The 26,597-nt window shown below is 43.2% G+C and carries 26 protein-coding genes; 7 read left to right on the plus strand and 19 right to left on the minus strand.

Annotated elements, in window-relative coordinates:
* Positions 1–35 precede the first annotated feature (35 nt).
* Both purN and purM read right to left on the minus strand, forming a co-directional pair.
* The gene (purN, locus tag NI462_RS00065) at positions 36–665 is read right to left on the minus strand and encodes a phosphoribosylglycinamide formyltransferase (protein ID WP_168730838.1); all 630 of its coding nucleotides are present in this window, start codon (positions 663–665) and stop codon (positions 36–38) included.
* A 6-nt stretch (positions 666–671) separates the two neighbouring features.
* The gene (gene purM, locus NI462_RS00070; RefSeq protein WP_005106398.1) at positions 672–1,742 is read right to left on the minus strand and encodes a phosphoribosylformylglycinamidine cyclo-ligase; all 1,071 of its coding nucleotides are present in this window, start codon (positions 1,740–1,742) and stop codon (positions 672–674) included.
* Positions 1,743–1,877: 135 nt separating this feature from the next.
* Between purM and cxpE the strand changes: the two genes are divergently transcribed.
* From cxpE to NI462_RS00090, 4 genes are all read left to right on the plus strand, one after another.
* Complete coding sequence (gene cxpE / locus NI462_RS00075) at positions 1,878–3,098, plus strand: chloramphenicol efflux transporter CxpE (protein WP_005106399.1); 1,221 nt, start codon at positions 1,878–1,880, stop codon at positions 3,096–3,098.
* A 14-nt stretch (positions 3,099–3,112) separates the two neighbouring features.
* Positions 3,113–3,817 carry a DnaA regulatory inactivator Hda gene (gene hda, locus NI462_RS00080; protein WP_004645685.1) on the plus strand — a complete coding sequence of 235 codons (705 nt, stop codon included), beginning with the start codon at positions 3,113–3,115 and terminating at the stop codon, positions 3,815–3,817.
* A gap of 120 nt (positions 3,818–3,937) precedes the next feature.
* Entirely contained in the window at positions 3,938–5,737 is a 1,800-nt protein-coding gene (rbtA, locus tag NI462_RS00085; protein ID WP_253158594.1) for a rhombotarget A, read from the plus strand.
* Between the two features lie 9 nt (positions 5,738–5,746).
* Positions 5,747–8,158, plus strand: a complete 2,412-nt coding sequence (locus NI462_RS00090) for a CSLREA domain-containing protein (protein ID WP_253158596.1) — start codon at positions 5,747–5,749, stop codon at positions 8,156–8,158.
* A 56-nt stretch (positions 8,159–8,214) separates the two neighbouring features.
* On the opposite strand, the gene NI462_RS00095 is transcribed toward NI462_RS00090, so the two are convergent.
* The 5 genes from NI462_RS00095 to NI462_RS00115 form a co-directional block, all read right to left on the minus strand.
* Entirely contained in the window at positions 8,215–8,625 is a 411-nt protein-coding gene (locus NI462_RS00095; RefSeq protein ID WP_004645681.1) for a DUF3106 domain-containing protein, read from the minus strand.
* Positions 8,615–8,932: a hypothetical protein gene (locus NI462_RS00100; protein ID WP_004645680.1), complete on the minus strand. Its 318-nt coding sequence runs from the start codon at positions 8,930–8,932 to the stop codon at positions 8,615–8,617. The genes NI462_RS00095 and NI462_RS00100 overlap by 11 nt, the downstream gene beginning before the upstream one ends.
* Positions 8,929–9,543 carry an RNA polymerase sigma factor gene (locus NI462_RS00105; protein WP_253158598.1) on the minus strand — a complete coding sequence of 205 codons (615 nt, stop codon included), beginning with the start codon at positions 9,541–9,543 and terminating at the stop codon, positions 8,929–8,931. The genes NI462_RS00100 and NI462_RS00105 overlap by 4 nt, the downstream gene beginning before the upstream one ends.
* 167 nt (positions 9,544–9,710) lie before the next feature.
* Entirely contained in the window at positions 9,711–10,487 is a 777-nt protein-coding gene (locus tag NI462_RS00110) for a TrmH family RNA methyltransferase (protein ID WP_004279118.1), read from the minus strand.
* 51 nt (positions 10,488–10,538) lie between these two features.
* Complete coding sequence (locus tag NI462_RS00115) at positions 10,539–11,513, minus strand: class 1 fructose-bisphosphatase (RefSeq protein ID WP_253158600.1); 975 nt, start codon at positions 11,511–11,513, stop codon at positions 10,539–10,541.
* Between the two features lie 179 nt (positions 11,514–11,692).
* Between NI462_RS00115 and NI462_RS00120 the strand changes: the two genes are divergently transcribed.
* Positions 11,693–11,878: an NF038105 family protein gene (locus NI462_RS00120; protein ID WP_004645674.1), complete on the plus strand. Its 186-nt coding sequence runs from the start codon at positions 11,693–11,695 to the stop codon at positions 11,876–11,878.
* A gap of 79 nt (positions 11,879–11,957) precedes the next feature.
* On the opposite strand, the gene pal is transcribed toward NI462_RS00120, so the two are convergent.
* The 7 genes from pal to NI462_RS00155 all read right to left on the minus strand — a co-directional run bounded on the left by pal (position 11,958) and on the right by NI462_RS00155 (position 18,565).
* Positions 11,958–12,530: a peptidoglycan-associated lipoprotein Pal gene (pal, locus tag NI462_RS00125; protein WP_004279115.1), complete on the minus strand. Its 573-nt coding sequence runs from the start codon at positions 12,528–12,530 to the stop codon at positions 11,958–11,960.
* 54 nt (positions 12,531–12,584) lie between these two features.
* Positions 12,585–13,868: a Tol-Pal system beta propeller repeat protein TolB gene (tolB, locus tag NI462_RS00130; RefSeq protein ID WP_253158856.1), complete on the minus strand. Its 1,284-nt coding sequence runs from the start codon at positions 13,866–13,868 to the stop codon at positions 12,585–12,587.
* Between the two features lie 205 nt (positions 13,869–14,073).
* Positions 14,074–15,369 carry a cell envelope integrity protein TolA gene (gene tolA / locus NI462_RS00135; protein WP_253158602.1) on the minus strand — a complete coding sequence of 432 codons (1,296 nt, stop codon included), beginning with the start codon at positions 15,367–15,369 and terminating at the stop codon, positions 14,074–14,076.
* 3 nt (positions 15,370–15,372) lie between these two features.
* Positions 15,373–15,822: a protein TolR gene (tolR, locus tag NI462_RS00140; RefSeq protein WP_004731735.1), complete on the minus strand. Its 450-nt coding sequence runs from the start codon at positions 15,820–15,822 to the stop codon at positions 15,373–15,375.
* Positions 15,822–16,520 carry a protein TolQ gene (tolQ, locus tag NI462_RS00145; protein WP_004645669.1) on the minus strand — a complete coding sequence of 233 codons (699 nt, stop codon included), beginning with the start codon at positions 16,518–16,520 and terminating at the stop codon, positions 15,822–15,824. Before tolQ ends, tolR begins: the two co-directional genes overlap by 1 nt.
* A 27-nt stretch (positions 16,521–16,547) precedes the next feature.
* Positions 16,548–16,955, minus strand: a complete 408-nt coding sequence (ybgC, locus tag NI462_RS00150; RefSeq protein WP_004645668.1) for a tol-pal system-associated acyl-CoA thioesterase — start codon at positions 16,953–16,955, stop codon at positions 16,548–16,550.
* A 266-nt stretch (positions 16,956–17,221) separates the two neighbouring features.
* The gene (locus NI462_RS00155; RefSeq protein WP_253158858.1) at positions 17,222–18,565 is read right to left on the minus strand and encodes an amidohydrolase; all 1,344 of its coding nucleotides are present in this window, start codon (positions 18,563–18,565) and stop codon (positions 17,222–17,224) included.
* A 381-nt stretch (positions 18,566–18,946) separates the two neighbouring features.
* On the opposite strand from NI462_RS00155, the gene NI462_RS00160 reads away from it, so the two are divergent.
* A complete protein-coding gene (locus tag NI462_RS00160) occupies positions 18,947–20,176 on the plus strand; it encodes an acetamidase/formamidase family protein (protein WP_253158605.1) in 1,230 nt (409 codons plus the stop codon).
* A gap of 143 nt (positions 20,177–20,319) precedes the next feature.
* Positions 20,320–21,075 (plus strand): hypothetical protein, encoded by a 756-nt coding sequence (locus NI462_RS00165; RefSeq protein WP_219308843.1) that lies wholly within the window; start codon positions 20,320–20,322, stop codon positions 21,073–21,075.
* Between the two features lie 14 nt (positions 21,076–21,089).
* On the opposite strand, the gene ruvB is transcribed toward NI462_RS00165, so the two are convergent.
* The 5 genes from ruvB to NI462_RS00190 all read right to left on the minus strand — a co-directional run bounded on the left by ruvB (position 21,090) and on the right by NI462_RS00190 (position 26,368).
* Positions 21,090–22,097: a Holliday junction branch migration DNA helicase RuvB gene (gene ruvB, locus NI462_RS00170; protein ID WP_004279105.1), complete on the minus strand. Its 1,008-nt coding sequence runs from the start codon at positions 22,095–22,097 to the stop codon at positions 21,090–21,092.
* Positions 22,098–22,332: 235 nt separating this feature from the next.
* Complete coding sequence (ruvA, locus tag NI462_RS00175; protein WP_253158607.1) at positions 22,333–22,935, minus strand: Holliday junction branch migration protein RuvA; 603 nt, start codon at positions 22,933–22,935, stop codon at positions 22,333–22,335.
* A gap of 115 nt (positions 22,936–23,050) precedes the next feature.
* Entirely contained in the window at positions 23,051–24,391 is a 1,341-nt protein-coding gene (locus NI462_RS00180; RefSeq protein ID WP_005103835.1) for a deoxyguanosinetriphosphate triphosphohydrolase, read from the minus strand.
* Between the two features lie 196 nt (positions 24,392–24,587).
* Positions 24,588–24,719, minus strand: coding sequence for a putative transporter small subunit (locus tag NI462_RS00185; RefSeq protein WP_004645659.1), 132 nt, complete (start codon positions 24,717–24,719; stop codon positions 24,588–24,590).
* A gap of 11 nt (positions 24,720–24,730) precedes the next feature.
* Positions 24,731–26,368 carry a sodium:solute symporter family transporter gene (locus NI462_RS00190; protein ID WP_071850395.1) on the minus strand — a complete coding sequence of 546 codons (1,638 nt, stop codon included), beginning with the start codon at positions 26,366–26,368 and terminating at the stop codon, positions 24,731–24,733.
* Positions 26,369–26,597 lie beyond the last annotated feature (229 nt).

The following is a 26,597-nucleotide window of genomic DNA, read 5'->3' on the forward strand; positions in this document are numbered from 1 at the left end:
CATCCTAGGATGCGTTTTTTATATCTAAATTTTTTTTAAAACTTGCAGAATTGAACAGGCGCTTGCATTTTCTCATTTCGATATAACACACCATCTTTAGTATGTTGAATCGTTCCGCTACAAATCCATTCTACGACTTGTGGATAGATCACATGCTCGAGGCTATGCACACGTGTTGCCAAACTTTCTACCGTATCGTGATGAGAAACCTTGAGAACACCTTGCGCAAGCGCTTGGCCTGCATCCAGTTCAGCCGTGACATAATGCACCGTACAACCGTGCAGAACATCACCGGTATTGAGTACACGCTGATGCGTATGCATGCCTTTATAATGAGGTAACAGAGAAGGGTGAATATTCAACATTTTACCTTCCCAGGCTTTCACAAATTTTTCACTTAAAATTCGCATAAAGCCGGCAAGCACCACCAGATCTACATCCCAATCGAGTAACTGTTGATGCATCACATCATCAAAAGCTTCACGATTCGGATATTGCTTGTGTTCAATAACTGCAGTCTGAATGCCTGCCTGCTGTGCACGCGTTAAAGCAAAGGCTTCAGGTTTGTTGGAAATCACCCCTACAATTTGCCCGGAAAGATTGGCATCCATCAAGGCTTGCAGATTTGATCCGCTACCTGAAACAAGTACAGCAATTTTAATCATGCGAAATTACGCGAAGATCACACGAATTTTTTCGTCTGCACCTGCAACCGATTCAGCATTGTCTTGAATCTGACCCATTGCCCATGCTTTTTCGCCAAGCTGGTTGAGTAATTCAACAGTTTTGTCTGCATCGGCTGCATCAACAACCAGCACCATGCCGACACCACAGTTGAAAGTACGGTACATTTCAAACTGTTCTACACCACCTTCGCGTTGTAGAAGTTTGAATAGCTCAGGCCATTCCCAAGAAGATTCATTCACAAGCGCTTGAGCGCCGTTTGGAAGTACGCGAGGCAAGTTACCTGGTAAACCACCACCGGTGATGTGTGCCATCGCATGGACATCAACGTGTTTTAACAGTTCAAGAATTGGTTTTACATAAATGCGTGTTGGTTCCATTGCAACATCTGCAAGTGGGCGACCATCGACGATTTGATTCAGATCAACGTTTTTCACGTCCAGGATTTTACGAAGCAGTGAGTAGCCGTTTGAGTGCGCACCTGAAGAAGCTACACCAATTAAAACGTCACCCGCTTTGACTTTAGAGCCATCAATAATTTTGCTTTGCTCAACAACACCGACACAGAAACCTGCAAGATCGTAATCTTCGCCTTCATACATGCCTGGCATTTCGGCAGTTTCACCGCCAACTAATGCACAGCCAGCAAGTTCACAACCAGCGCCAATACCTGTGACTACATTTGCAGCAACATCAACATTTAAGTGACCAGTTGCATAATAATCAAGGAAGAACAGTGGTTCAGCACCACAGACAAGAAGGTCATTCACGCACATTGCAACCAGGTCTTGACCAATTGTGTCATGACGGTTCAAATTCAGTGCCAGACGTAATTTTGTACCAACACCATCTGTGCCAGATACGAGAACAGGTTCTTCATAACCTTTAGGAATTTTACAAAGTGCACCAAAGCCACCTAGACCGCCCATAACTTCGGGACGTGAGGTACGCTTAGCGACAGATTTGATACGATCGACTAACGCGTCGCCCGCCTCAATGTCGACACCTGCATCTTTGTAGCTTAAACCAGTGTTTGGGGTAGAAGTTGAGTTGCTCATAATGAAGTCTCCGCATTCGCGGGTGCGATTATAACCTGAATATGTAAAACTCTTATGGTATTTGTGGCCTAAAATGCTATCTTTATTAAAATATTTTAATTTTTAGAATGATTAATAGAGAAAAGGCAAGATTCTATGGTCGATCGTACTTTACGGCGCATTCTTATACTTGCTGGTATAGCATTGATACTTTGGGTTTTATATCTGCTTAAACCAGTTGTGGTTCCTTTTGTGGCAGCTTTTCTAATTGCTTATTTATTTAGCCCACTGGTCGATGTTTTGCACCGCATTGGGCTGGCTCGATGGCTCTCGATCAGTATCGTATTTATCGGGATTGGGGTCGTGGTCACCTTGGTGATGTGGTATCTGGTGCCACTGGTCTGGCAGCAGCTGATGTATGCGCGTGATAGCATTCCGGCCGGGATTCACTGGATCAATTACACATTTCTACCTTGGCTTTCCGATAGCTTTAATCTGGTCCCGATGGAGATTGATACCGATCAGATTTCCTCCGTGGTGATGGACTATGTCCAGACCAATTATAGTGCTGACAGTATTCAGGCAATGCTGCTGAAACTGGCACAATCTGGTCTGAATTTTATCCAGATTGGTGGCACGATTGTCCTGATTCCGATTATTGCCTTTTATTTCTTGCTGGATTGGGATCGTATGCTGGACAGCTTACGCCGCCTGATTCCCCGTCCTTATGAAAAAACAACCTTAACTATTGTGAGTGAATGTCATAGTGTTTTAGGTGCCTTTGTCAAAGGTCAGTTCCTGGTCATGGTTCTGCTAGGCGTAGTCTATGCAGTGGGACTGCAACTGATTGGCCTAGAGATTGGCTTGATCATCGGGATGATTGCCGGATTGTGCAGTATCATTCCGTATCTTGGTTTTGCGGTTGGAATTATTGCCGCAGTCATTGCAACCTTTTTCCAATTTGGAATCGACTGGTGGCAACTGGTATTGGTCGGGATTGTATTCATGGTGGGTCAGGCTGTAGAAGGCTATATCCTACAACCGTTCTTACTAGGTGATAAAATTGGTCTTTCTCCTGTAGCTGTAGTATTTGCAGTTCTGGCAGGTGCGCAACTGGCCGGTTTCTTGGGCATGCTGATTGCCTTACCAGTGGCAGCCGTGATTGTGGTACTGCTGCGGCATATCCGTGAGTATTATGAACATACGCCATTTTATGGTGATCGGGCTGTTATCATACAAGATGCATCTACCGGTTCAATCAATATTGAAACAGCAGACTTAGATGTTGATATTGAAATGAAAAAGCCACAGAAAAAACCGCTGCAAGCAGAGGAGAACTCAAGTAAAATTCATGATCCACATCGTAAAGACTCATAAGGCCAAAAAATCGTATGCGTCAATTGCAGTTAGATATAGAACCTCAGCTCGATGCCCGAATCAGTGATTTTTCAGGGCCGGGTTGGGGGCATGTCATTGATGCTGTCCGTCAATTACATGCAGGCCTGATCAACCAATTTTATGTCTATGGGGGAGCCGGTACAGGTAAAAGTCATTTGTTGTCTGCCATCTGTGACTCTTATCTGGAAGTAGGTAAATCTGCAATTCAGGTATCTTTGCTTGAGCTTTTAGATGCACCGACTGAGGCGATTACTTCTCTAGATCGTTTTGATCTGGTAGCACTTGATGATATCGAAGCGATTAGTGGCGTACCCCATTGGCAACGCGCAGTATTTCACTTGATTAATTATAATAATGAAGGTGGTGGGCAGTTGGTGTTTTCGTCACGTTTTGCACCTATCGAACTCAAACTCGAATTGCCAGATTTACAATCCCGTCTCACGCAGGCGGTCAGTACCCGTGTTCCGAGTGGCAGTTTGTATGCTGATCGCTATGCGCTGGTTTCCTCGGTACTCGATCGTCGTGGGATCCATTTAGACCCTCAAATCTTTGACTATTTACTAAGCCATGGGCCACATCAAACTTCAGTGCTGCTTCAAAGATTAGAGCAGATTATTCAATTGCTTAAAGGGGAAAAATTGAAAGTCAGCAATGCTAATCTGCGGCAGATATATGCCTTGATTGACGAATATCGGTAAAATATAAAAATTCTTGAGTAATTACTCAGTCTATGACACAGTAAGGCAAAATAATTCGCTGTTGCAAGGATTCTGCAACTTTAGAAGAAAAAGAAAGAAATAAAAATTAAGGAGAAGGTTATGCTCAAGAAGAGCATAGGCATAGCTTTGCTATGTATAGCGGGGCAGTCGTATAGTGCAGATATTATTGTAACCACTACAGAAGATATTGAAAAAGATGACAAGGAATGTTCACTTCGAGAAGCTGTTGAGTATGTTAACCGTGGCTTAGCTAAATCAGGTTTTATGGGGTGTGGTGGGGAGAACTCATCCAGTACCATTATTTTAAAAGAAAAAAATACCTATGTGTTAAACCAGCATATCGCGATTAAAAAATCTCTTACCATCCGTGCGGTCGCAGAAAGTGATGGCGAATTCAGTACGGATGAAAAAGCATTAGGCTTGCATAATGCTCATATTCAAATGAAAGGTACTGATAACCTTTTCCGGATCAACAGTACAGATACATTGGTTCAGTTAAATTTGAAAGAACTGGATCTTGAAGGCTGTGGTAAAACCAGTTGTGCTGAACAAGGTGGCCTAATTTATAATAAAGGTCAGCTAATTCTAGAATATAACCGTCTATTTAATGCTGCTGCCAACTTGGGTGGGGCAATTTATAATGCTGGCAAGTTTGGTCAGAACTTAACAAGCCGTGCACAAATTAAAAATAGTCTGATCGAAAATAATAAAGCCCAACGAGGCGGGATCCTGTATAGCGAGCTACCTGCTTTCCTCATTTATCAAAGTGTACTTAAAAATAATCAGACACTGGATAATTCCGCGACCAATATTTATAGCGCGGGACAGTTTGCTGACTCCAGTAAAGATCAAGGTATTAGTGGGGAGGTATTAAGTAGTACGATACTAAAAAATAAGGGTGTATTTATTAATGTCCTGGACGGGATGGGATTGAATAATCTCACCATAGTTGACAATGAAAATACTGCTTTAAATATCCATGCACCGTATGGAAGAGCTTATGTAGCGAATAGTATTATTTTAAGAAATGGTACACAGGATTGCCAAATTATCACTGGTGATAAGTCTGTGTCGCAAAATAATCTGCTGACAGCCTCGTGTGGTGTAGGGGATGCCGTCGCGCCGAACCAGTTCTGGAATGGTACACGACTTTTTGCTGAATCCTCAGATAAAAGTGAAGGTATTTGTCAGACCCTACAAGAAAATAATAATGCCATACTTTGTCCATATAGCGTTCCTAAAGGACAATTTCTCGGTTATATGCGCCCACGAATTTTGTTGAACTATATCCTTGTGAGTGAATCACCGATTGTGAATAGAGGCACAGGATTGAATCTGGCAAATCCAACAGTAGCATGTGAGGCGGCAGATCAGCGTGGGATCAACCGTTTGATGGATAATCTGTTTTGTGATCGAGGTGCTGTTGAAATCACAATACCAATTTCAGGCAGTCTAGTGGGACAAGATCTGTTAAAGGGTGAAATTGCCAAGTTTTCAATTGAATCTTATCTGGGAGATAGTGATTTAATTCCAAAAGAACAGTGTAATGCCATTGTTGGTCATAATCCGACGGGTGAGCCTTGGCAAGATGGCTGTTTGAAAGTGGTACAAACCAAAACAGCTTCCAAGGGTAAAACAATCATCGATATTCATGGCAATGTCGTTTATACCCCGGATTCTACCTGGCATGGAGCAGATATTTTCGAACTACAAGTGGTGACCTCATCGACACGGTTTAATAAAAGTAAACCTTATTTGACTATTACTACTCAAATTGTTCAGGAGCCAAAAAATGAAATGGAAGACAAAGCAGTCAAAACTTCAGGCGGCTCATGGGGTGGTGGTGGGCTACTGATTTTACTCGGATTAATAGGTTTACGCCGTGGATTAAAAGATTAAGGAAAAATCATGAAAAATTATAAAAAAGGACTGCTTGCGGCCATGATTTTATCTGCCATGAGTTTGATGGCAGCCGAAGATAAAACGATATATGTAACTACTTTTGCTGATGAAGATGGCGAGAATAATAATGCCTGTTCTTTACGAGAAGCCATTAAAACTGCAAAACTGGATAAATCTTATGGCGGATGTAATGTAGGACGTACGCTTCGATTGGATGGTTCAGCTGCAGATGTGATTCAGCTTGAAGCAGGCGAGTACAAATTAGATAAAGAGCTGATCGTAGAGTCAGCGCTCAAAATTTATGGGAAAACTCCGCTTAACTATGCTAGTCGTAGTCCGATTACGCTGTTATATCCAACCCGGGAGGCTTTAAAAAGTACTATTTCGGGTCAGGGGAAAACCAGATTATTTAATAGCATGGCCAGTCAATCCAGTCTGGAAATTCATCATCTGATCTTAAAGGATGGTTATGCAGCAATAAATACCTTGGATAAAGGGAATGGCGGTACTTTTTATGTAGCCGGGCCTTTAAGTATTAATACCAGTGAAATAGTAAATTCCCGAGCTGCTGCAGAAGGTGGGGCGATTTATAGTGTAGCAATGAATACGGAAAGGAATATTGTCATTCAGGATTCTTTGATTCAAAAAAATCAGGCGAGTTCATATGGTAGTGTTTTGGCAATGGACTGTCAGGGAAATTTAGGGACAACTCAAACCAATGTGAAAATTAATTCCAGTAGTATTGTTAAAAACGGTTCAGACACTACTAACAGTATTATTGATTTTTGTGGCTATGCCACAGTAGAAATTGTTAACTCTACTATTGCGAAGAATACTGCAAGTACCACAGGACATATTGTGCGTATGACGAATGAAGTTAATCGTCCGCTCAGTAAATTCTCCAGTTTAACTGCATTAAGTAATACTATTGTTGAAAATACAGCCCAATCTACTTTATTTTATGACAATACCGGTTTTAGGTATTTTAATTTCAATATTTTAGCCTTTAACCAAGGCCTGTCTTGTGAATATGCCTTAAATCAGGGAAATCCGACCAAGGCACAACGTGTTGAATTTTCTACAATTCGAAATGCAATTCAAACGACTGGGTCATCACGTTGCGTATTGCCAGAATTAGACGAAGATACTACTTCAAATAATCTTGATGTCTCTAACAATATAATCAGCAGTTTATTAACAAATTATATTGAGCCTGCTATTGATAATCGCTATTTAGGGCTGTATTACCCGCGTGATAATCAGACCGCAACGGATTTGGTAGATATCGGAGTGAGTGGCTGTATTGAACAAGACCAGCGTGGTATTGATCGTGTGATTGGATCCACATTAACATTTGATCCAAGTGCTAAAAATACTTGCGAGATCGGCTCAGTTGAAATCCGACGTTTGACTGCAGCCGATATTACGGACTTGCAAAATAAGAGTTTGGTAGAACTCAATGACTTTTATCAGGAGAATATAGATGATCTCGAAGAAATCATTGCTGATAAAAATACTCCAGAAAATGAGCTTCCTGGTTTAAAGGAAGAATTGAAAAGTTATCAGGATTTGCTTAAATATACCAAGCAATATCAGAAATATCGTGCAATCTATATTAATCCTTTTATCTTGGCTATGCCTCAAGAAACTCTAACCAATGATAAGATTCAAATTAAAGCCTTAAATTCAGAAAATTATGAGGTCAGTGTAAAAACTTTAGGTGTTGGTAAGTTAATTGGTACTGGTAATTCGACCACTGTGGAAGGAAATCCCAATGATCCAAATCTTAAATGTGAGTGGAAACCTGATTTAAACCGGATCATGATGTATCGCACTGATGGTAAGCAGACCAGTTCGGTTGATATGGAGTTCTGTAGTTATACACTTAAAGACCAGGCTACAGGTGTAAGCAGTGCTGGCCTCTTAAGAGCAGCTTTTAACAACATTGCACCAATTGCAAAAGATGATGAATATCGGCTTAGTCCAGAGAATAATCTTACAGTGATGGTAAATCCGCTTGAAAATGATAGTGATGATGGGGATGGGCCTCTACCATCAGGAAAGTCGGCTTTTTATCAAGATAAAGATGGAAAAGAGATCCCGATTCATATTGTTAAGCTGCCTGCGGGAGTTTCACTGAAGGCAGAGCGACAAGGAGCCTGTCCTGATACCTACCAAAATCAGACCTGTTATGGTGGACAGCTGACATTTAGTGTAAAAAATAATTTAAGCCAGGCAAATTACAGCATGGATTATGCGATTTTTGATGCTGATGAAAAAATGTCAGAAAAAGCGACAATCTTGTTACGTAATACAGTTAAAAATACGAATACGTCCTCAAGTGGTGGTGGGGCAATTGGAATGTGGGGGCTACTAGGATTATTAGGGCTTGCAGGTTATCGCCGCTTAAGAAAATAAAATATGATTGAAACATCAAAAAAGCCTCCATATGGAGGCTTTTTTATATTAAGTTTTTAATGCGAGTTAGGCTGCTGAGTCACTTGCTGATATTTGAGAATGTATTCTTCGCGAATGGCAAGGCGTTGCTCAGGAGACGCTTTTTGCATACGTGCGCCCAGTTCTTTGCGTTCCTGACTGCTCATCATTTGCCAAGTCTCACGCATTCTTTGTTTTTCCGCATTAGGGAGTTGAGTAAACCAGTCCATACGCTGCTGTAAGCTAACACGTTGTTGTTCGGGGATTTCTTTTAGAGATTGGTAACGTTTAATCAGTGCCAATTGTTCAGAATCAGAAAGACTATCCCAAGTATCAGTTACTTGGGTATTCGCATCTTTGGAAAATAGCCAAAAACGTTCAAATCCTGCAAAGCTGGTTTGCAGAAAACTGAATGCACAAAAAGCAATCACCAATTTTTTAGCTGCCATGTGGAACTTTGTCCTCACCTAAAACCATTAACATTTCTAAATCTTCAAGCATTTGCGGAGACAGTTTTGGGACTGACACCATTTGAGTTTGCGGTTCGTTATGGTCCGAAAGATTCGGTAATACCACAACGCCTGCAATCGCAGCTGCCAAAGCAAAACCTGACATTTTTAGAAATGCAAAGCGTGAGTGTTTTGAATCCTGAATTTCTTCAAGAACATGGTGCATGACAACAGGTTTGTCTTTATGTTGTTGTGCCAGTCCATCAAGTTTGGAAGTTACTTGTTTTAAGAAATCATCTTGATTCATTCGGATGACCCTCCCAGATATGGATTTAAATGTGCTAAAGAGGCGCGTAAGCCTTGGATAGCACGGTAGTAATGGGTTTTTACACTGCCTTCTGTGCAGTTCATAATCTGTGCGGTGGTATGCGTATCAAATCCTTCCCAAGCTCTGAGCATAAATGCCTGCTGCTGACGCACAGGCAATTTTGCAATCGCTTCCTGGATTTCTTCAGCAGTGACTGCCTGATCGAGAAAGTCCAGCGGCGTTGGTGTTGATTCATCGACGACATCATCAAATTCAATTTCGTCGTCATCAAGACTGACTTTCTTGAAAAATGAAAACATTTGACCACGCCGTGACTCTTTACGACGCCAGTCCTGTAACTTGTTGTTGAGAATGGTATAAAATAGGGGATACCATTCTTCAGTACTTTTTTCTGCATAGGATTTGTGTAAGGAAATGAAAGCTTCCTGAACCAGATCCATGGCAATACCATGATGACCTTGAGTCGCACTTTCCATCATCACCAAGGCACGCCCCGTCACATCCTGCATGAAATTCTTCAGACGTGCTTCAGCCGTACTCTTCAGAATACTTACATCGTGTGTTTGCAACTGTTTTGGTGCTAAATCCATAGAGATGGAAAATCCTGTCATTGGACACCCACCATTATTCCCAAGTTCATAATCATATAACGTTGGGAATCCTGGTTTGGTTGACAATTAAGTTTATTATTTTTGTAGTTTAATCTATTTTATACATGGGCAGGGTCGTATTAAAACACTGTAACCTAAATCCCTAATTAGATACGTTGACGTACCATTTCAAAGAAACAGATCGAACCTGCAATTGCGACATTCAGTGATTCCTGACCGCCAGGTTGCGGAATGCTCACGGCTTCAGCATGTTGCATCGCATAATCAGACACGCCTTGGCCTTCATTACCCAGAATCCACACGCAAGGTTTACGTAAGTCTTTTGAATACAGGCTTTCAGCACGGTGTGAGCTAGTTACATAGACAGGGATTTGAAATTGCTCAAGAATTTGTTCAAGCGCGATATTTTCAAAGGTTTGCAGTGTGAAATGTGCACCCATACCGGCACGTAATACGCGTGGAGACCAGAGCGAGGCAGAACCTTTGGTACACACAATCTGTTCAATACCGGCAGCAGCAGCCGAGCGAAGCAGGGTGCCTACATTACCCGGATCCTGTACATTTTCCAGAATCAAAGTGTCTGCTTTAAAATCCAATGCATAATTTGCTGTTGGTAAAGTGACCACAGCTAAACACGCTAAAGATGTTCCTAAGGTACTTAAATCTTTGTATAAAGATTCGCTCAGAACAAAGACCATACCTGTGTATTTTGCGAGAATTTTCTCGAAATCAGGATGTGAAAGTGCATGTTCTGTAGTGAAAATCGAATCAATTTTACGGTTTTCATGTAGCCAGGCGAGAGACAGATGCGTGCCTTCTAAAACCGTTTGACCCTGTTTTTTACGATAGGTATTTTGTTCAATTAAACCACGTAAGTGTTTAATCTTTGGATTGTCTTTTGAATCAAGAAAAAAAGTTGGCATGGGAGATATAATCCACGGCAGCCGATTCAATATCGACTGCCGCTATAAAAATTAGTTGTGGTAGCTGGTCACAAGATCAACTTCGTTTTTAGAACCAATGATCACTGGTACACGTTGATGTAGATCTGTCGGTTCGATCTCAAGAATACGCACGCGACCTGTAGTCGATGCACCGCCAGCCTGTTCCATGAGCATGCTCATTGGGTTGGCTTCGTACATTAAACGTAGACGGCCAGCTTTAGCCGGATCTTTAAGGTCGTATGGATACATGAAGATACCGCTACGGCAAAGAATACGGTGAATGTCGCCCACCATACAAGCCACCCAGCGCATATTGAAGTCTTTTTCACGAGGGCCGGTTTTGCCCGCTAATAATTCATCGATATAACGCTGTACTGGTGCTTCCCAATGACGTTGATTTGAGGCATTGATCGCATATTCTTTGGTATCTGCAGCGACTTGAATATCTTTAGAAGTCAGCAAGAATTCTTGAGTTTCTGGGTCGAATGTGAAGAAGACAGTTCCTGCACCTACAGTCAGCGCCATCATGGTAGACGGGCCATACAATACATAACCTGCAGCGACCTGGTTGATACCCGCCTGCATAAAGTCTTCTGCCTGAGTCACGGCATTTTTTGCAGGAAGAATCGAAAAAATGGTACCCACACACATATTGATGTCGATATTGCTTGAACCGTCTAATGGATCGAACAATACCAGAAATTGACCATTTTCTTGTGCAGGGGTGAATTCATCCAGTTCTTCTGAGGCCAAACCACCCACATTTGGATGTTGCTGCAAGGCATTAATCAAATAGTCATTAGAAATGACATCCAGTTTCTTTTGCTCTTCGCCTTGAACGTTTTCATGCTGTGCACTTCCCAATACACCCGCTAAAGCACCTTTTTGTAGTAATTGATCAATGTCTTTGCAAGTGTTTGCAATTGTTTCAATAACTTGCGCAAGTTCAGGTGTGAGATTCCCGCTTTGTTGTTGTAAAAACTGGGATAAAGTGCGGTATGACATAGGGAAACTCCAAAACTTAAATCGGGAAAAAATGATCAAAACGATATGCGGCTATATTTTAGATGAGAACGTACTAAAAGAAAAATTAAACTGGATTATTTGTATCGATTTTGCCCTTGCAACTCCTGCGGAAAATGCTATGTTGAAGACAAAGGAAAATTGAGAATAGGAGCACAGATATGACAACATTGAAGTTTGATGCGACTCCAACGCCAAGCGAAGGCATTACTTTAGATGATATCTCTGAAGACAAGATGAAAGAAGCCTGGCGGGATTATGAAGCAAAACCAGAGTACAAACAATTCAATAAACATGACCTGATCGAATCGATGCATCCGGCTGAACAGGATCAGCTTCCAAAGTAGACCGATTCTTTCATTGAAGCCAATAAAAAGCACTCAGGATTGAGTGCTTTTTATTTGATGAAAGCATCATGAATGAAAATTATTTCAACAATGGTGGTACCGCTTCATAATTAATTTCTACACGGCGGTTTTCTTTCCAGGCATTTTCGTCATGGCCCGCATTGATTGGCATTTCCTTACCATAGCTGACTGCTTCCAATTGACCAGGATTAACACCAGTCGTCACCAGGAAACTTTCTACTGCTTTGGCACGACGCTCGCCAAGTGCCATGTTGTATTCACGGGTACCGCGTTCATCGGTATGGCCAGTGAGTGCTACACGTGAATTGGCATTGGCCATCAGGAACTGCGCATGGGCTTGCAGCGTATTTAGATCTTCATTGCTGAGCTCAGTACTGTCATAGTCAAAATGCACCACGCGTTTTGCTAAGAATGCTTTATTTTCTGCAGTAACGCCTTTTGCAGAAGCGCCTGCCATGTTTTGTGCATTCAGTGCTGCATCTTCACTCAGACCTTGAGTATTCACAGTTGTTGTACCGGTCGTATCTAAACCGCCCGTTTGAACTTCAGCGGCAGGCTTACGGCTCGCACAACCTGTCATGACAACAGCTGCTGCTAAAAGTGGCAAGGCAAATAATTTTACTTTGTTCATCTTCATCTCCATGAAGTTTGATTATGGGGTAAAGGGTTTATCAATATAAAAATCTTATTTTGGCGCCCAAGCCGGTTCACGGACTTCACCCGTTTCACTTGGTAAATTCATACGGAAGCGGCCATCCAGCGACATGATCGACAAGAGTCCGCGTGCACCTTCACGGGTGGCATAGACCACCATCTGGCCATTTGGTGAGAAGCTCGGTGATTCGTCCAGCGTCGTTGGCGTCAGAATATTGTTCACACCGGAGGCCATGTCCTGAACCGCAACTCGATAGTTACTGCCGCTTGGACGATGAACTAATGCAAGTTTTTTACCATCTGCGCTCAGCGTGCCGCGCGCGTTGAATGCACCACGGAAGGTCAGGCGTTTATTGCTACTTGATTCAAGATCATGGCGGTAAATTTGCGGAGAACCACCACGGTCAGAAGTGAAAATAAAAGATTTTCCATCTGGCGAATAACGTGCTTCAGTATCAATGGCACTGTCATTGGTCATACGTTGTAGCTTACGCGTTTCCAGATTCATCTGGTAGATTTCCGGATTGCCGTGCATAGAAGCAGTAAACAGCATGCTCTTGCCATCTGGAGAGAAACTCGGCGCGCCATTCAAGCCGCGGAAGCTGGCCAGTTTTTCACGCTGTCCGGTCGCCAGATCCTGTACATAAATCGCCGGGCGTTTGGTTTCAAAGGACACATAAGCGATTTTTTTGGCATCTGGTGTCCATGCCGGAGAAAGGATCGGATCACGCGAGGTTAAAATGGTTTTTGGCTGTTCGCCATCGGTGTCGGCAATCTGCAAGGTATAGCGTTGTTCCGGCGTAGCAGGATTACGCAGCACATAGGCAATACGTCCGCTAAAGTCACCCGGAATACCGGTCAATGCCTGATAGATGGCATCACTGATCATATGCGCTGCCTGACGGGTGCGTGAGGCTGGAACAGTCAGCAATTCATTTAATAGATATTGTTTTTTTTCGACATCATAAAGCTGATACTGGATTTCAAAAGAACCATCGGCTGTGGTCTTGGATGAACCAGTGACCACATAGGGAACACCAGCCGATGCCCAAGCTTCTGCATTCGGATTATTCAATGTCGCTGTTGCAGGCAGGTTTTTTGAAGCACTGGTAAAGCGGCCAGAACGATTCAGGTCATTTTCCACAATAGGATAAATGCTCTGATCCTGACTGAAAGGTACAACGGCAATTTTAGGTGCTGCCTCAGGTGCTTTGGTAATTTCCAGATGCAATTGGGCATAAGACTGGGTTGCCAATACAGGGCTTAAAGCGCTAATGATTGCGAGGCAGAGTAGATGTTTGCGAGTCTTTTCCATCATTCGTTATTTACTCAAATCAACGGATTTATTGTATAGGTGCTTGGGCTACATCATCGCATGGATTTAATAGAATAAAACCATGAATTTATGACCAAACTGTTATGACACTGTGAAAAGTGAATATTATTTAATCAACTTAAAGTGAAGTTTAGCTTAAAAAATAAAAGCCATCACAACATTATTTATGTGATGGCTCCGTTTTTTATTGCGCAGTAAAGGTTGAAGTAAAGCTTCGTGCTTCTCTGCGTGCATCTGGATCGGATGGCATTGGATAAGGTGCGGCAGCACGGACTGCAGCTTCTACACTGGCTTTCATGTCTGAATCACTTGAATTCACAATGACCGAGACCACACCGCCATTATCATTCAGGGTTACACGTGCAGTCGCACGCTGGCCTGATGATCCGACTGGTGTATCCCAGGCGCGTTTGATTTTGTTTTCAAAATCGCGCTTCGCAGTGGATGCAATCCGTTTTGATTCCGCTTTTTTCTGTGCAGCTTCTTCAGCAGCCTGTTTAGCGGCTGAAGCTTTGGCCTCTGCATCAGCTCTGGCTTTTGCTTCGGCATTCGCTTTGGCTTTAGCGTCGGCATCTGCTTTGGCCTTAGCGTCTGCATCTGCCTTGCGTTTGGCATCAGCGTCGGCTTTAGCTTTAGCAGCCGCATCGGCTTTGGCTTTTGCATCAGCATCCGCTTTGCGTTTCGTCGCTGCATCATTTTTAGCCTTGGCTGCCGCGTCTGCTTTGGCTTTTGCTGCTGCATCCGCTTTAGCTTTCGCATCAGCATCTGCTTTACGTTTCGCTGCTGCATCATTATTGGCTTTTGCCGCCGCATCTGCCTTTGCTTTAGCAGCAGCTTCAGCCTTACGTTTGGCATCAGCCTCTGCTTTGGCTTTTGTTGCAGCATCCGCTTTTTGCTTGGCAGCTAAGTCAGCTTTTTTCTGTGCTTCCAGTTTGGCTTTTTGAGCAGCATCGGCTTTGCGTTGTGCATTCAGTTCAGCTTGGCGTGCAGCTTCGGCTTCCGCCTTGGATTTTTGCGCTGCATCGGCTTTAGCTTTGGCTGCTGCCTGTTTGGCCTGTTCAGCGGCTTGGGCACGTTTTGCTGCTTCCGCTGCTTGCTGCGCAGCCTTGGCTTGTGCTGCCTCTGCCGCTTTTAGCTCCTGCTGCGCTTTTTGTGTATCGACTTTTGGCGGAGGTGGAGTCACAGGTACAGCAGGGGCAGCAGTTGGAATGACAGGAGCCGGTTCTATACTGGGTTCAGCAGTTTGGGTAATTTCTTCTGCGACGTTTTCATGTGCAGTTTCCTCAAATTCGGTTTCTTCGCGAGTCACCGGTTTAAGGTCTTCTGGCTTGATCAGAACGGTTTTGATCTGTTTTGGCGGTTCAGGGGGTTTACTCATGCCCAGATAAAGTAAGCCCACCAAAGCCACTGCATGGATGCCGAGTGTAAATCCAATCGCAATTGCTTTTTTTTGAAAGGGCGGTTTCTGATAATTTTTCATACTTTATTCTAGGGGTTTGGTCAGTAAACCGACTTGAGAAAGGCCAGCATCCTGCAGGCTGGACATCAAGGCCATGACATCGCCATATGGACGGGTATTATGGCCATTGATCACGACATTGAGCACCTTGTTTTCATTTTGTGCCTGGGTTTGGGCATCAACCAGAGTACGCGTCAATTCTTCCAGTGTGACCGGACCAGTCGCCTGATTTTTATATTCTAGATAATATGAACCATCTTCTTTCAGTGTGACAATGGTCGGGGCATCCTTGGATTCGATCGGTAATCCGTTGGCCTGAGGCAAGTCAACCTTGATGCCACTGGTAATCATCGGAGCGGTGACCATAAAGATCACCAGAAGTACCAGCATGACATCGATATATGGTACGACATTCATGTCACTTTTCAGTGGCTTTTTAATACGCTGAAAGCGTCCTGAACCTTGAATCGCCATTAGTCTTTGTCCTGAGTTACGCCCACAGACTGACGTTGCAATAGCGCCACCATTTCTTCGGCAAATAGCGCACGGTCAGAGTAGACCGTTTCACCTTTGGCCGTGAAGTGGTTAAAGGCCAATACCGCTGGAATGGCTGCAAACAGACCGATCGCTGTTGCAATTAGTGCTTCGGCAATACCGGGTGCGACTGTCGCCAAAGTCACCTGATCAACATCTGCCAGGCCAATGAAGGCGTTCATGATGCCCCAGACTGTACCGAACAGACCGACATAAGGCGCAACCGAGCCGATACTTGCTAATGCACCCAGACCTTGTTCCAGATGACCTTGGTCACGGCTTAAACCGACACGCAGAATACGCTCTGTCCCTTCAATCGACTGGGCAGTTGGCGCATGGCGTTTTTTCAGTTTCAGGAACTCGCCCAGACCCTGATAGAAAATATCTTCAAGGCCGGTACGTTTAGAATTGAGTTGTGCATTGTTATACAGGGTGTTCAACTCAGCGCCAGACCAGAAGATTTTCTGGAAATGTTCATCATCGGCCTGGGCTTTTTTATAACTCATATAGAGCCTGGCAATCAGATACCAGCTATATATTGAGGCTAACAGGAGAGAAAGCATCACCAGTTGTACGACAGGGCTTGCTTGTAAAATAAGATCTGAAACTTGAAGAGATGATTCTAACTGAGTCGCCATAGTTGTTACGTGTGCCAATAAATTTTTTTAGTCTTGTTCCAATTCTTTTTGAATTAGTTCGCGGATTTCATCCGGGAGTCGACGTGGTCGCATCTCTGCACTGATACATGCCAACTCAACCTCACCTGATGCAAGCATGATTTCACCACGATAAATATTTTGTTGCAATACAAATGATGAAGCTTTACATGAAATGACACGTGCCGTAACAGTAATTAAATCATCCATCAGGATCGGACGCATATATTTGACATTAATTTTATGCACCACAAAGTTGTAGTCTGTCTGATGCCAGTAATGGCTCACTCCAGCGGCACGTAACCATTCGGTACGGGTACGTTCCATATAGCGAATATGATTGGCGTGATAGACAATGCCACCCGCATCAGTATCTTCAATATAAACGCGGATATTGAATTCAAAGTGATTCGCCATAGTTTTGTTCCATGCAGATTTTCGAAATTTTTGCTTGTTTTTAGATGCAGGAAAGGGATTAGAGTTTGCCGGATTCCTGCCAACAGTCAAGCAATTTAGCGGTTCAAAGTTTAGCATTGTGAGTCTTGAGACCAATGGCACAAGGTGTCAAATCTGGAGAGAAGTCACTAAGATGAAGTACTGAGCGCTTAACAGCTCATTTATAAAACAGCAGCAGATACTAAAATGCGCGAGTCTATTGAGCCGCGCATTTTAGTAATAGAAGATTAGCCTTTATTTTTCTGTTTCCAGTTGGCCTGAACCTGCTCGGCCACTTTTGGATAGTCCAGAATAAAACGGACATGGCTTTCGACCCCGGTTTTCAAGGTCGCATCATCGACAATGAAATTCGGGTTGTGGTTCGGTGCGGCTTTTGCCGGATCCTGATCTGCTGGTGTGGCACCAACAAACACGAAGAGCGATGGCATGAGCTGGCCATAGTAAGCAAAGTCTTCACTGGCGCTGGCATTGTTGTCTAAAACATGCAATTTATCTTCACCATGCACGCTCGCTAATGTCGGGCGCATCAATTCAGTCAAGGTTTTATCATTGGTGGTCACTGGTGCATAAGGTGCAATTTCGACTTTCACCTTGACGTCATTGGCTGCGGCATTGTGTTCCAGCATTTTCGGCAAGTCTTTTAAAATGCCTTGACGTACATCTTCACTATTGGAGCGGATGGTGCCAACCATATTGACCTGATCTGGAATGACGTTACCGGTGGTGCCGCCCTGAATGCTGCCAATACTGACCACGCCCATTCCTTTAGTCAAATCGGCTTTACGGCTGATCAGGCTTTGTAAATTGGTGACCATCTGGGCAGAGGCATAAATCGGGTCTTTACCTGCCCAAGGCATGGAGCCATGCACCTGACTGCCATTCACCTGAATACGTAAATGATCGGCACTGTTTAAAATCGCACCATCTTTGTAGAAGATATTGCCGCTTGGCATGCCTGCCATAACATGCATCCCGAAAATCACTTCAGGTTTTGGATTTTTTAAGGCACCGTCGGCAATCATTTTACGTGAGCCAATCTGATCGCCATGAGTGAAATTATCGATATCTGCACCGCCTTCTTCAGCTGGCTGGAATACAAACACCACTGTCCCTGCAATTTTATCTTTATTGGCGGCCAGAACTTTGGCTGCACCCAATAACATCGCAGTATGCGCGTCATGGCCACAGGCATGCATCACATAAGATTCTTTGCCTTGATAAATGGCTTTTTGCTTACTGGCAAAAGACACAGGTGCAGTTTCTTTAATTGGTAGTGCATCCATATCTGCACGTAAGGCCATCACAGGGCCAGGTTTGCCACCTTTTAATAGACCGATTACACCCGTTTTGGCATAGCCTTTACGTACTTCAATGCCGTAGGATTTTAATTCTTTTTGGACCAGCTCCGAGGTTTTAAATTCCATATTTCCCAGTTCAGGATGCTGATGGATATGCTGGCGTAATTTGATGGTGTGTGCTTCAGCAGCGTATACAGAGTCATCAATCCAGTCGGCCAGGCTGAACTGGCTACAGAAAAGAAGAGGAAGACAAAGGGATATCTGCTTATACATATTCATACTTCGGGAGAACCTTAAGAATTTGAAATGGTTAAAGTGATTCTTTAGGATGGCATACTGATTTAAATTCGACCAAAACCCTCTAAGTATTTTTTAATACTTTAAAGGTATTCTGGGTGTTAATATCTGTTCTCAAAGAGCTTTGTTCACTCTTTTACATTGTAAAAATATGTGTCTAAATTGATTTTTTATATTTATAAGGTATGAATTTTATAAAAAATTACCACATGAAAAAGAATCGGGGAAAAGAAAAAACGATTCCATTTATATCAATAACTCCGATGAAGTGAAGATTTTTTAAACCTCTTAAAATTATTTTGGCACTTAGATTGCATTCACTCTTCCGTAATATTTTTTATGACGGAAATTGAACACATGTTAAAACCTTTGGCTTTATCTCTGGCAGTGGCTTCAAGCTTAAGTTTTATTTCGACAAGCCTATGGGCTGAAGACTTTAAAATACTGAAACAGCTGGAAAATAAACCCACATTACTCAAAAGTGGTGAATATAAAGGTCATTATTATGTGCCGAGTACCTTGAATACGATTACGTGGGGTTATCTGCCAAATAAAGATGCAAAACCTGTCTTGACTGTCCCTTCAGGTAGCACAGTTACTTTCGATACAGTTTCGCATGAAGGGCTGCTGGAAGATCAAGGCCGCAATGCAGAGAAATATTTCACATCAAAAGGCGTCAAACCTGAGCATGTATTGGATGAAGCCAAGCTGATCACGAATTCCAAATTGAAACATGATTTCCATAAAGATGGACCACACATTATTACCGGGCCTGTCTATGTAGAAGGGGCAATGCCGGGCGATATTCTAAAGGTGGAGATTTTAAAAGTTGAACCGCGTGTACCTTATGGCGTGATTTCAAACCGTCATGGCAAAGGCACTTTACCCGAATTCCCGAAACGTCAGAAACATGAGCATGCATCTCCAGCCAATCCTGATGCTTATGGCAACGTGTCCATTTTTACCCCAATTGAGAAAAATGCGGATGGTGTATGGAAAGGCGTTTTAAAAACTGAATCTGGTAAAGCGATTCGTTTCCCGCTGAATCCGTTTATGGGCACGATGGGCGTTGCACCAAATACCAGTGAGCCTGTGCACTCTGTGCCGCCATCATTTTATGGCGGGAATATCGACATTAATGAATTAGGTGCAGGTGCAACGGCTTATTATCCTGTACAGGTGCCAGGTGCTTTGTTCTATACAGGCGATAGTCACTTTGTACAAGGCGATGGCGAGGTGGCTTTAACTGCCTTGGAAGGATCAGCACGGGCGACTTTAAAATTCACTTTGCTTAAATCTGGCAAGGATAAAATTCCAGGTGCAGAGATTAAACAGCCGCTGGCTGAAAATGCTGAATTCTGGATTACGCCGGGTCTGGATGAAGACTTAGATGAAGCCATGCGTAAATCCACCCGTGAAGCGATTCGCTTCCTAGTCAATGAATATGGCATTTCTGAAGAAATTGCCTATGCCTACTTAAGTGCAGCGACTGATTTTGAAGTGTCTCAAGTGGTCGATCGAACCAAGGGTATTCATGCGATGATTCGTAAAGCGGACTTTAAGGAGTTTAAGGAAGACACAAAATAAGTCTAAATAAAACTTAGAAAAAATAGAGTTGTGCTTTTGCCAACTGATTTAGACATGGTCAGTTGGCTTTTTCTTTTGTAATGATTTGAAAATGTTTAGAATGCGAGGGGTAAATAGTCGATTTAAAACAAGAAGGGTCAATTGTGGCAGTAGAAGAAAAACAAGCAGTCATTTTAGAACAGCCTAAAGGTCAGAAAGTATATTTAGATTTACAACATTCGACAGATTGGGTTGTTGCAGCTTCAGTTTTTGTATCGGGTTTAATCAGTCTGTTTGGTTTTATAGTGACGGTTTATGTGGTGAGAAAATCTACAGAAAGTCAAATTAAATCTACTGGGGATTTAATAGAAAGCCAAAGAGATCATTTGGAAAAAGAGTTAGCATTTAAAAATAAACAACTTATAACTCAAAACTTTATTCAATATGCTTCAAGCTTCATTAGTGGACAAGCTAAACTTATTATAAAACTTAGAGATTTCGGGGTATTTTACGGAGCTATTAGTGAAAAGGAAAAATTGGATCGAACTATACATGTAGGACAAATATATCAAGAGTTAAGAGATACTTCGAGTCAGGTATTACAAGATTATCATGTATTAGAATTATTTTTACTTAGTAAAGGTAGAGCTACCAATAATCTAGAAATTAAGAACAGATTATTTTTTAAATTACTATGGCCATATTTAGAACTTTTATTAATGGAAGCAGGGTCTGAACTAATGATTGAAAGACAAGATAAGACAATAACAGAAGTACTAGAACACAGTGAGTTTCAAAATATAGGAATTGAGCTTAAAAAGATTATAGGTGAAGATAATATTACAATTTACTTGATACTAAATGAGCTAAATAGACAGATCAGCAAAATGATTAAAACTGAAATAAAAAAAGCAGCCTAAGCTGCTTTTTAAAATCACTTCTCTTTTGGTTCGGGCGGCGTCATCCCAAACTGCAAATACGCCATATTCGTTGCAATACGACCACGCGCGGTTCGCATCACATAACCTTGCTGAATCAGGTAAGGCTCAATGACATCTTCAAGCGTGCCTGAATCTTCCGCCATGGCAGCAGCCAAGGCTTCAACACCGGCAGGACCACCATCAAAACGCTCAAGCAACATTGATAAATAACGGCGGTCGAGTGTATCTAAACCATCTTTATCGACTTTGAGCATGTCCAAAGCACGTTGGGCCATATCCTGATTGATCTCACCGGTACCTTTGACCTGAGCGTAATCACGAACTCGACGCAATAAACGGTTAGCAATACGCGGTGTACCTCGTGAGCGACGGGCAATTTCTTTTGCGCCATCTCCAGTCATAGGTACATCCATCAAATTGGCTGAACGTTTGACAATGTGGGTTAAATCTTCAACCGAATAAAACTCTAAACGCTGTACGATTCCGAAACGGTCACGCAGCGGAGAGGTGAGTAGACCAGCTCGTGTAGTTGCAGCTACCAAGGTAAATGGCGGTAAATCCAGTTTAATCGAACGGGCTGCAGGGCCTTCACCAATCATGATATCGAGTTGATAATCTTCCATCGCCGGATACAGGATTTCTTCAATCACGGGTGAAAGACGGTGAATCTCGTCAATAAACAGGACATCGCCTTCTTCCAGGTTCGTTAGCATCGCGGCTAAGTCACCAGCACGTTCCAGTACCGGGCCAGAAGTTGACTTGAGATTACCACCCATTTCTCGGGCAATAATATTGGCCAATGTCGTTTTACCCAGACCTGGCGGGCCAAAAATCAGGGTGTGATCAAGGGCTTCTTCACGGCCACGTGCTGCGCCAATGAAAATTTCCATCTGCTCGCGGACCACCGGCTGACCGATGTAGTCATCGAGGGAAGTCGGGCGGATGGCACGATCAAAATGATCTTCGGGTTTTTCAGAACCACTGATGAGACGGTCTTGCATCTTTTGAGTTAATCTCTATGGTTTATTTGAGGTGAATAAAGTCATAGCCTCAAAATGCTCTTGGAATTTCTATGCCATTGAGTCGGCATGCTCTTACTTTTGACTGGGCAAAAGTAACAAAACCCATTTGTTAAACTGATGCTACGTCCTGATAGCACAGTTTAACAGGCGACATCCATGTCGCCAGGTAGATTCTGATACTGGCATAAATTTTATATTCAATATCTGATTGCTATTATTTATTCATCGACTTTAATGCCGCGCGAATGATCTCACTGGCTTCAGTAAATTCACCTTTGGCAGCATTCACCAGTTTTTGTGCTTCAGCAGGTTTATAGCCCAAGGACTGTAATGCAGCTTCCGCTTCAGCCACGGCTGAATTGCCCATAAACTGAATTTTTGGTGCAGTTGAATTGCTTGGCACAGCACCTGAAGCCATGGCTTTAAAGCGGTCACGCAATTCAATCATCAGGCGTTCAGCAGTCTTTTTACCCACTCCCGGAACTTTGACCAGAGTGTTGATATCTTCATGTTCAACGGTATGGATCAGCATTTCCACACTTAAAGTGGAAAGAATACCAAGCGCCATTTTCGGGCCAACGCCGTTCACCTTTAATAAGGTACGGAAAATGGTTTTTTCCTGCGCATTGATAAAGCCATAAAGTAATTGGGCATCTTCACGAACAGCCAGATGGGTCCACAGGGTAATTTTCTGGCCTTTTTGCAACTGGCAGAAAGTGGTTAAAGGAGTATCAATCTCATAACCTACGCCGTTTACATTTAATAAAACAGTCGGTGCTTCCAGCGCCAGCACTTCCCCAATCAGGCATCCAATCATTTTTTATATACTCAAATTTAATACAGGCATAGTAGTCAGCATTTTCGATAAAGGCAAAACTCTATCATTCAAAAGCAGTGATTTTGCTGAGATTATCATCAGGCGCTCGTTCGCATTAGAGTAACCCGGCTTTATTGCCATGCAGTTCCTGCGCCAGATTGTAAGCCTGATGATCAGAAAACTTGGAGACAATATCCAGCACCTGCATAATGTTGTCATAATGATCAGCACTAAACTGCGCACCCGAACGTTTTAAAATAGCCATTAAACGCTGTTCCTTAAAGCTTAAGGTTTTGTGCGGTGTGGTGAGTGGAATAAAGGCATCCAGAATCGTTTGTAAACTTTGATGCGCGATAATTTCCAGACCGGCTTTTTGCGGATGTTCGAAGATCTTGTCTCGCGCCAGTTCTTTGGCCCGGTTAATGCCAATCTCAATGTCGGCACTACAATAACCCAGCAATGAACCTTGCAGTTGGCCCATCAAAATTTCCTGTTGATGTCGCGCAAAAGCTGTGGTGACTTCATCTACCAGACGTTTCATGACCCGACCACGTAAGGCGGCAATTTTTTGTTGCCAGGTGGTATTAGGCAGATTGATTTCTTCAGGTGTGCCATATTCTCCCAGCAAGTTTAGGAAAACTGGCTCGACTTCGGCATAACTGAGCATATTCAGGCTAATACCATCTTCCAGATCAATCAGGGCATAGCAGATGTCATCCGCAGCTTCTAAAAGATAGGTCAGCGGATGACGACAATAATGATATTCACCAAGCTGGATTAATCCTAGCTGTTCAGCAATTTCCTGCAAAATCTCTTTTTCAGACTGGTAACAACCAAATTTAGGACGTCGGCTGGCAGGGGTGTTGCCAGTCGGGTCAATCGCCTCAGAGAGCCACGGATATTTAAGATAGGCACCGAGTGTGGCATAGGTCAGGCGCATGCCGCCATCATAAGGATGATAATCGATCTTGGTCAGCAGGCGCAGGCCTTGGGCATTGCCTTCAAACTGGCGGACATCGGCTTCCTGTTCAGGACTTAAATCTTTTAAAAAGTCGGTATGAGAAGCATCGTCAAACCATTCCCGAATGGCGTATTCACCGGCATGACCAAAAGGCGGGTTGCCAATATCATGTGCCAGACAGGCAGCCTGAATGATGGCACCGACATCAGCCGGAGAAATCCAGGCAGGTAAATTATCTTTGATTTTCTCTGCAGCCAGCATACCGAGTGAACGGCCAATACAGGAGACTTCTAGCGAATGGGTCAAACGGGTATGAATACCATCATGCTGGGTCAGTGGATGGACTTGGGTTTTGCGGTTTAACTGCCGGAAGCTTTGCGAAAAAATAATACGGTCATAATCTTTATGAAACGGGCTGCGTGCCAGTTCAGTGCTCTGCTTTTTACTACCAATCCGAACTGTCGAAAGCAGTTCTAACCAACGCATTTGAGTCATTTATCATTATTCAGTGATCCACTATTTGCATCATGCCAAAAAACTGGTTCGGGGACTAGGGCAGTGCGACATGAATTGTCTTGCTGCATATTGTTATTTCAGTCAGCTGGAAAAAACTAAGAATTAAAAATCGAAATCATCAAATGAACAATAAAAAAGCAGACTCAATGGCCTGCTTTTTGTTTAGGATGAAGAATCAAATTAGCTCTTCGCCATTTTTCTTGGCCTGTTGTGTGTCTTTATAGACATTCAGGCAAATCGTGAACAAGACTAGGCTTGCCACCAATGGCCAAAAAAGTACATATAGGGTCAATAATTGACTTGTCATCTGAAATCTCCTTATTTACTTTTCTCAGATAGCTGGTGAAATTCAATCACCATCTTGTTGATTTGCTTAAAATCAAATTTTTCTTTGCTGTAGAATAGCGTCAACACAGTACATACCAGCGCACTACTGCCATACGCTGTCAGTGAGCTTAACAAGGTGCCGTATTCACGCAAGAAGCCGATGGTCCATGGCATGAAGCCAATACTGGCCAATATGCCAACGACCAGACCCACTTTCTTGCCGAAGAAACCAAAGGTCATCAAACCCAGCACCACACCAATCCCCAGGGTCGCAACGAGTTCAAAGCCAAGTGCGATCAATCCCTGAATCGGAAGCCATTCAAAACGTACTATCAGAAAGCTGAAAAATGCGAGGCCCACTGACCAGTTAAAGGCCCGGGCATTCACCTTGTCCCAATACAGGCTGACAATCACCGGGAATACAATAGAGCCCCAAAGCGCACCCACAAAAATCAGCATCGACAAAATGTCAAACTTCAAGGTGGCAATCACAATCCCCAGCATGGTGGCAACGATCATGGTCATACGGCCAATAAACAGCATTTTCTTTGGATCAGGACGGTTTTTCGCAATCTGTTTGCCATAAATGTCCGTCATGACAATCGCAGACAGGGCAGACAGATCCGAGTCAGCGGTAGAAGACAATGCTCCAATCACCATGATGAATAACAGCGCGACCATAAATGGAGAAAGATAAGTCGCTGCCATTTGCGGAATCAGGTTATTCAGGTTGCCATCAATGGGCTGAATACCTGCAAATAGTGCCAATAACCCCAGCATGCCTAGACCAATAACAATTGCAGCATAACCAATGGTTGCAGTGATAAAACTCGGTTTGATCAGGTCTTCACGGACTGCAAACAGGCGCTGGGCAATGGTCTGATTACCAATCGCGTAGGCCAATACGGCAACAAAAAATGGTGCACCTTGTTCCAGAAAGGCTGTTTTAGAGAAAAAATCTAGCTGTTCCGGCTGCAGGTGATGAATCCCGCTTTGAAACAGGGAAGGTCCGCCTAAGGTAAAGAACAAGGTTGGAATAATGATCACAGCCGCGACAATCATCGCCACCAGTTGACCAAAATCGGTAAACACCGAAGAACGGAAGCCCGACCAGAGGGTATAGGACAGCACACCGATACCGGTAATCAGCACGCCATGGATAAAGCTTAAAGGAGATAAAATCTCAACCAGTGCCCCAGCGGCGGTAAAGTTCACCATCAGGCTGATGACGCTACCCACAATATTGGAACCCGCCAGAATCATCTGGCTTTGGTTGCCATGCCGGGCATGCATAATTTCTGCCAAGGTGTGGGCATTAGGCGCCAGTTCACGAAAGCGCTTGCCAAAGGGATAGATAAATAAAATCATCAGCGCACCCCACAAACCATAGTGTAGGGCACCGGAAACGCCGTATGTATATCCGGATGAAGCTGCTGCATAAAACGAGGCGGCCCAGATCCAGGTGGCGGTCATACTGGCCGCAGACATTCCAAATCCGATGGAGCCATTCGAGACCATGTAGCCATCGACATTTTCATTTTTCTGTTTAATACGTAACGATAGTAGAAAGGTGATGCCATAGAAAAGCACCATCAATAGTACAGTTGCTGTACTAGTGAATTGAAACATACATACTCCTTAAGCGGGTCACCTTTTGTTTTTGAAAATTAAATCATTGGTGACAGATTAAGGCTCTAAAATAGACAGAGCAGTGAAGCTATAGAACATCAAAAAATTAGTGTCCGAATATAGAATTTATATTCATCTCTACAGCAGAAAGGAAAAACCATTGCCAGGCCCAGAATTTGGACAATTCCTCAGCAATTCGGCTAGAGCTTAACATAAAATCATCAAATTT

It is taken from the genome of Acinetobacter lwoffii, assembly GCF_024129715.1.
Classification (GTDB): domain Bacteria; phylum Pseudomonadota; class Gammaproteobacteria; order Pseudomonadales; family Moraxellaceae; genus Acinetobacter; species Acinetobacter lwoffii_U.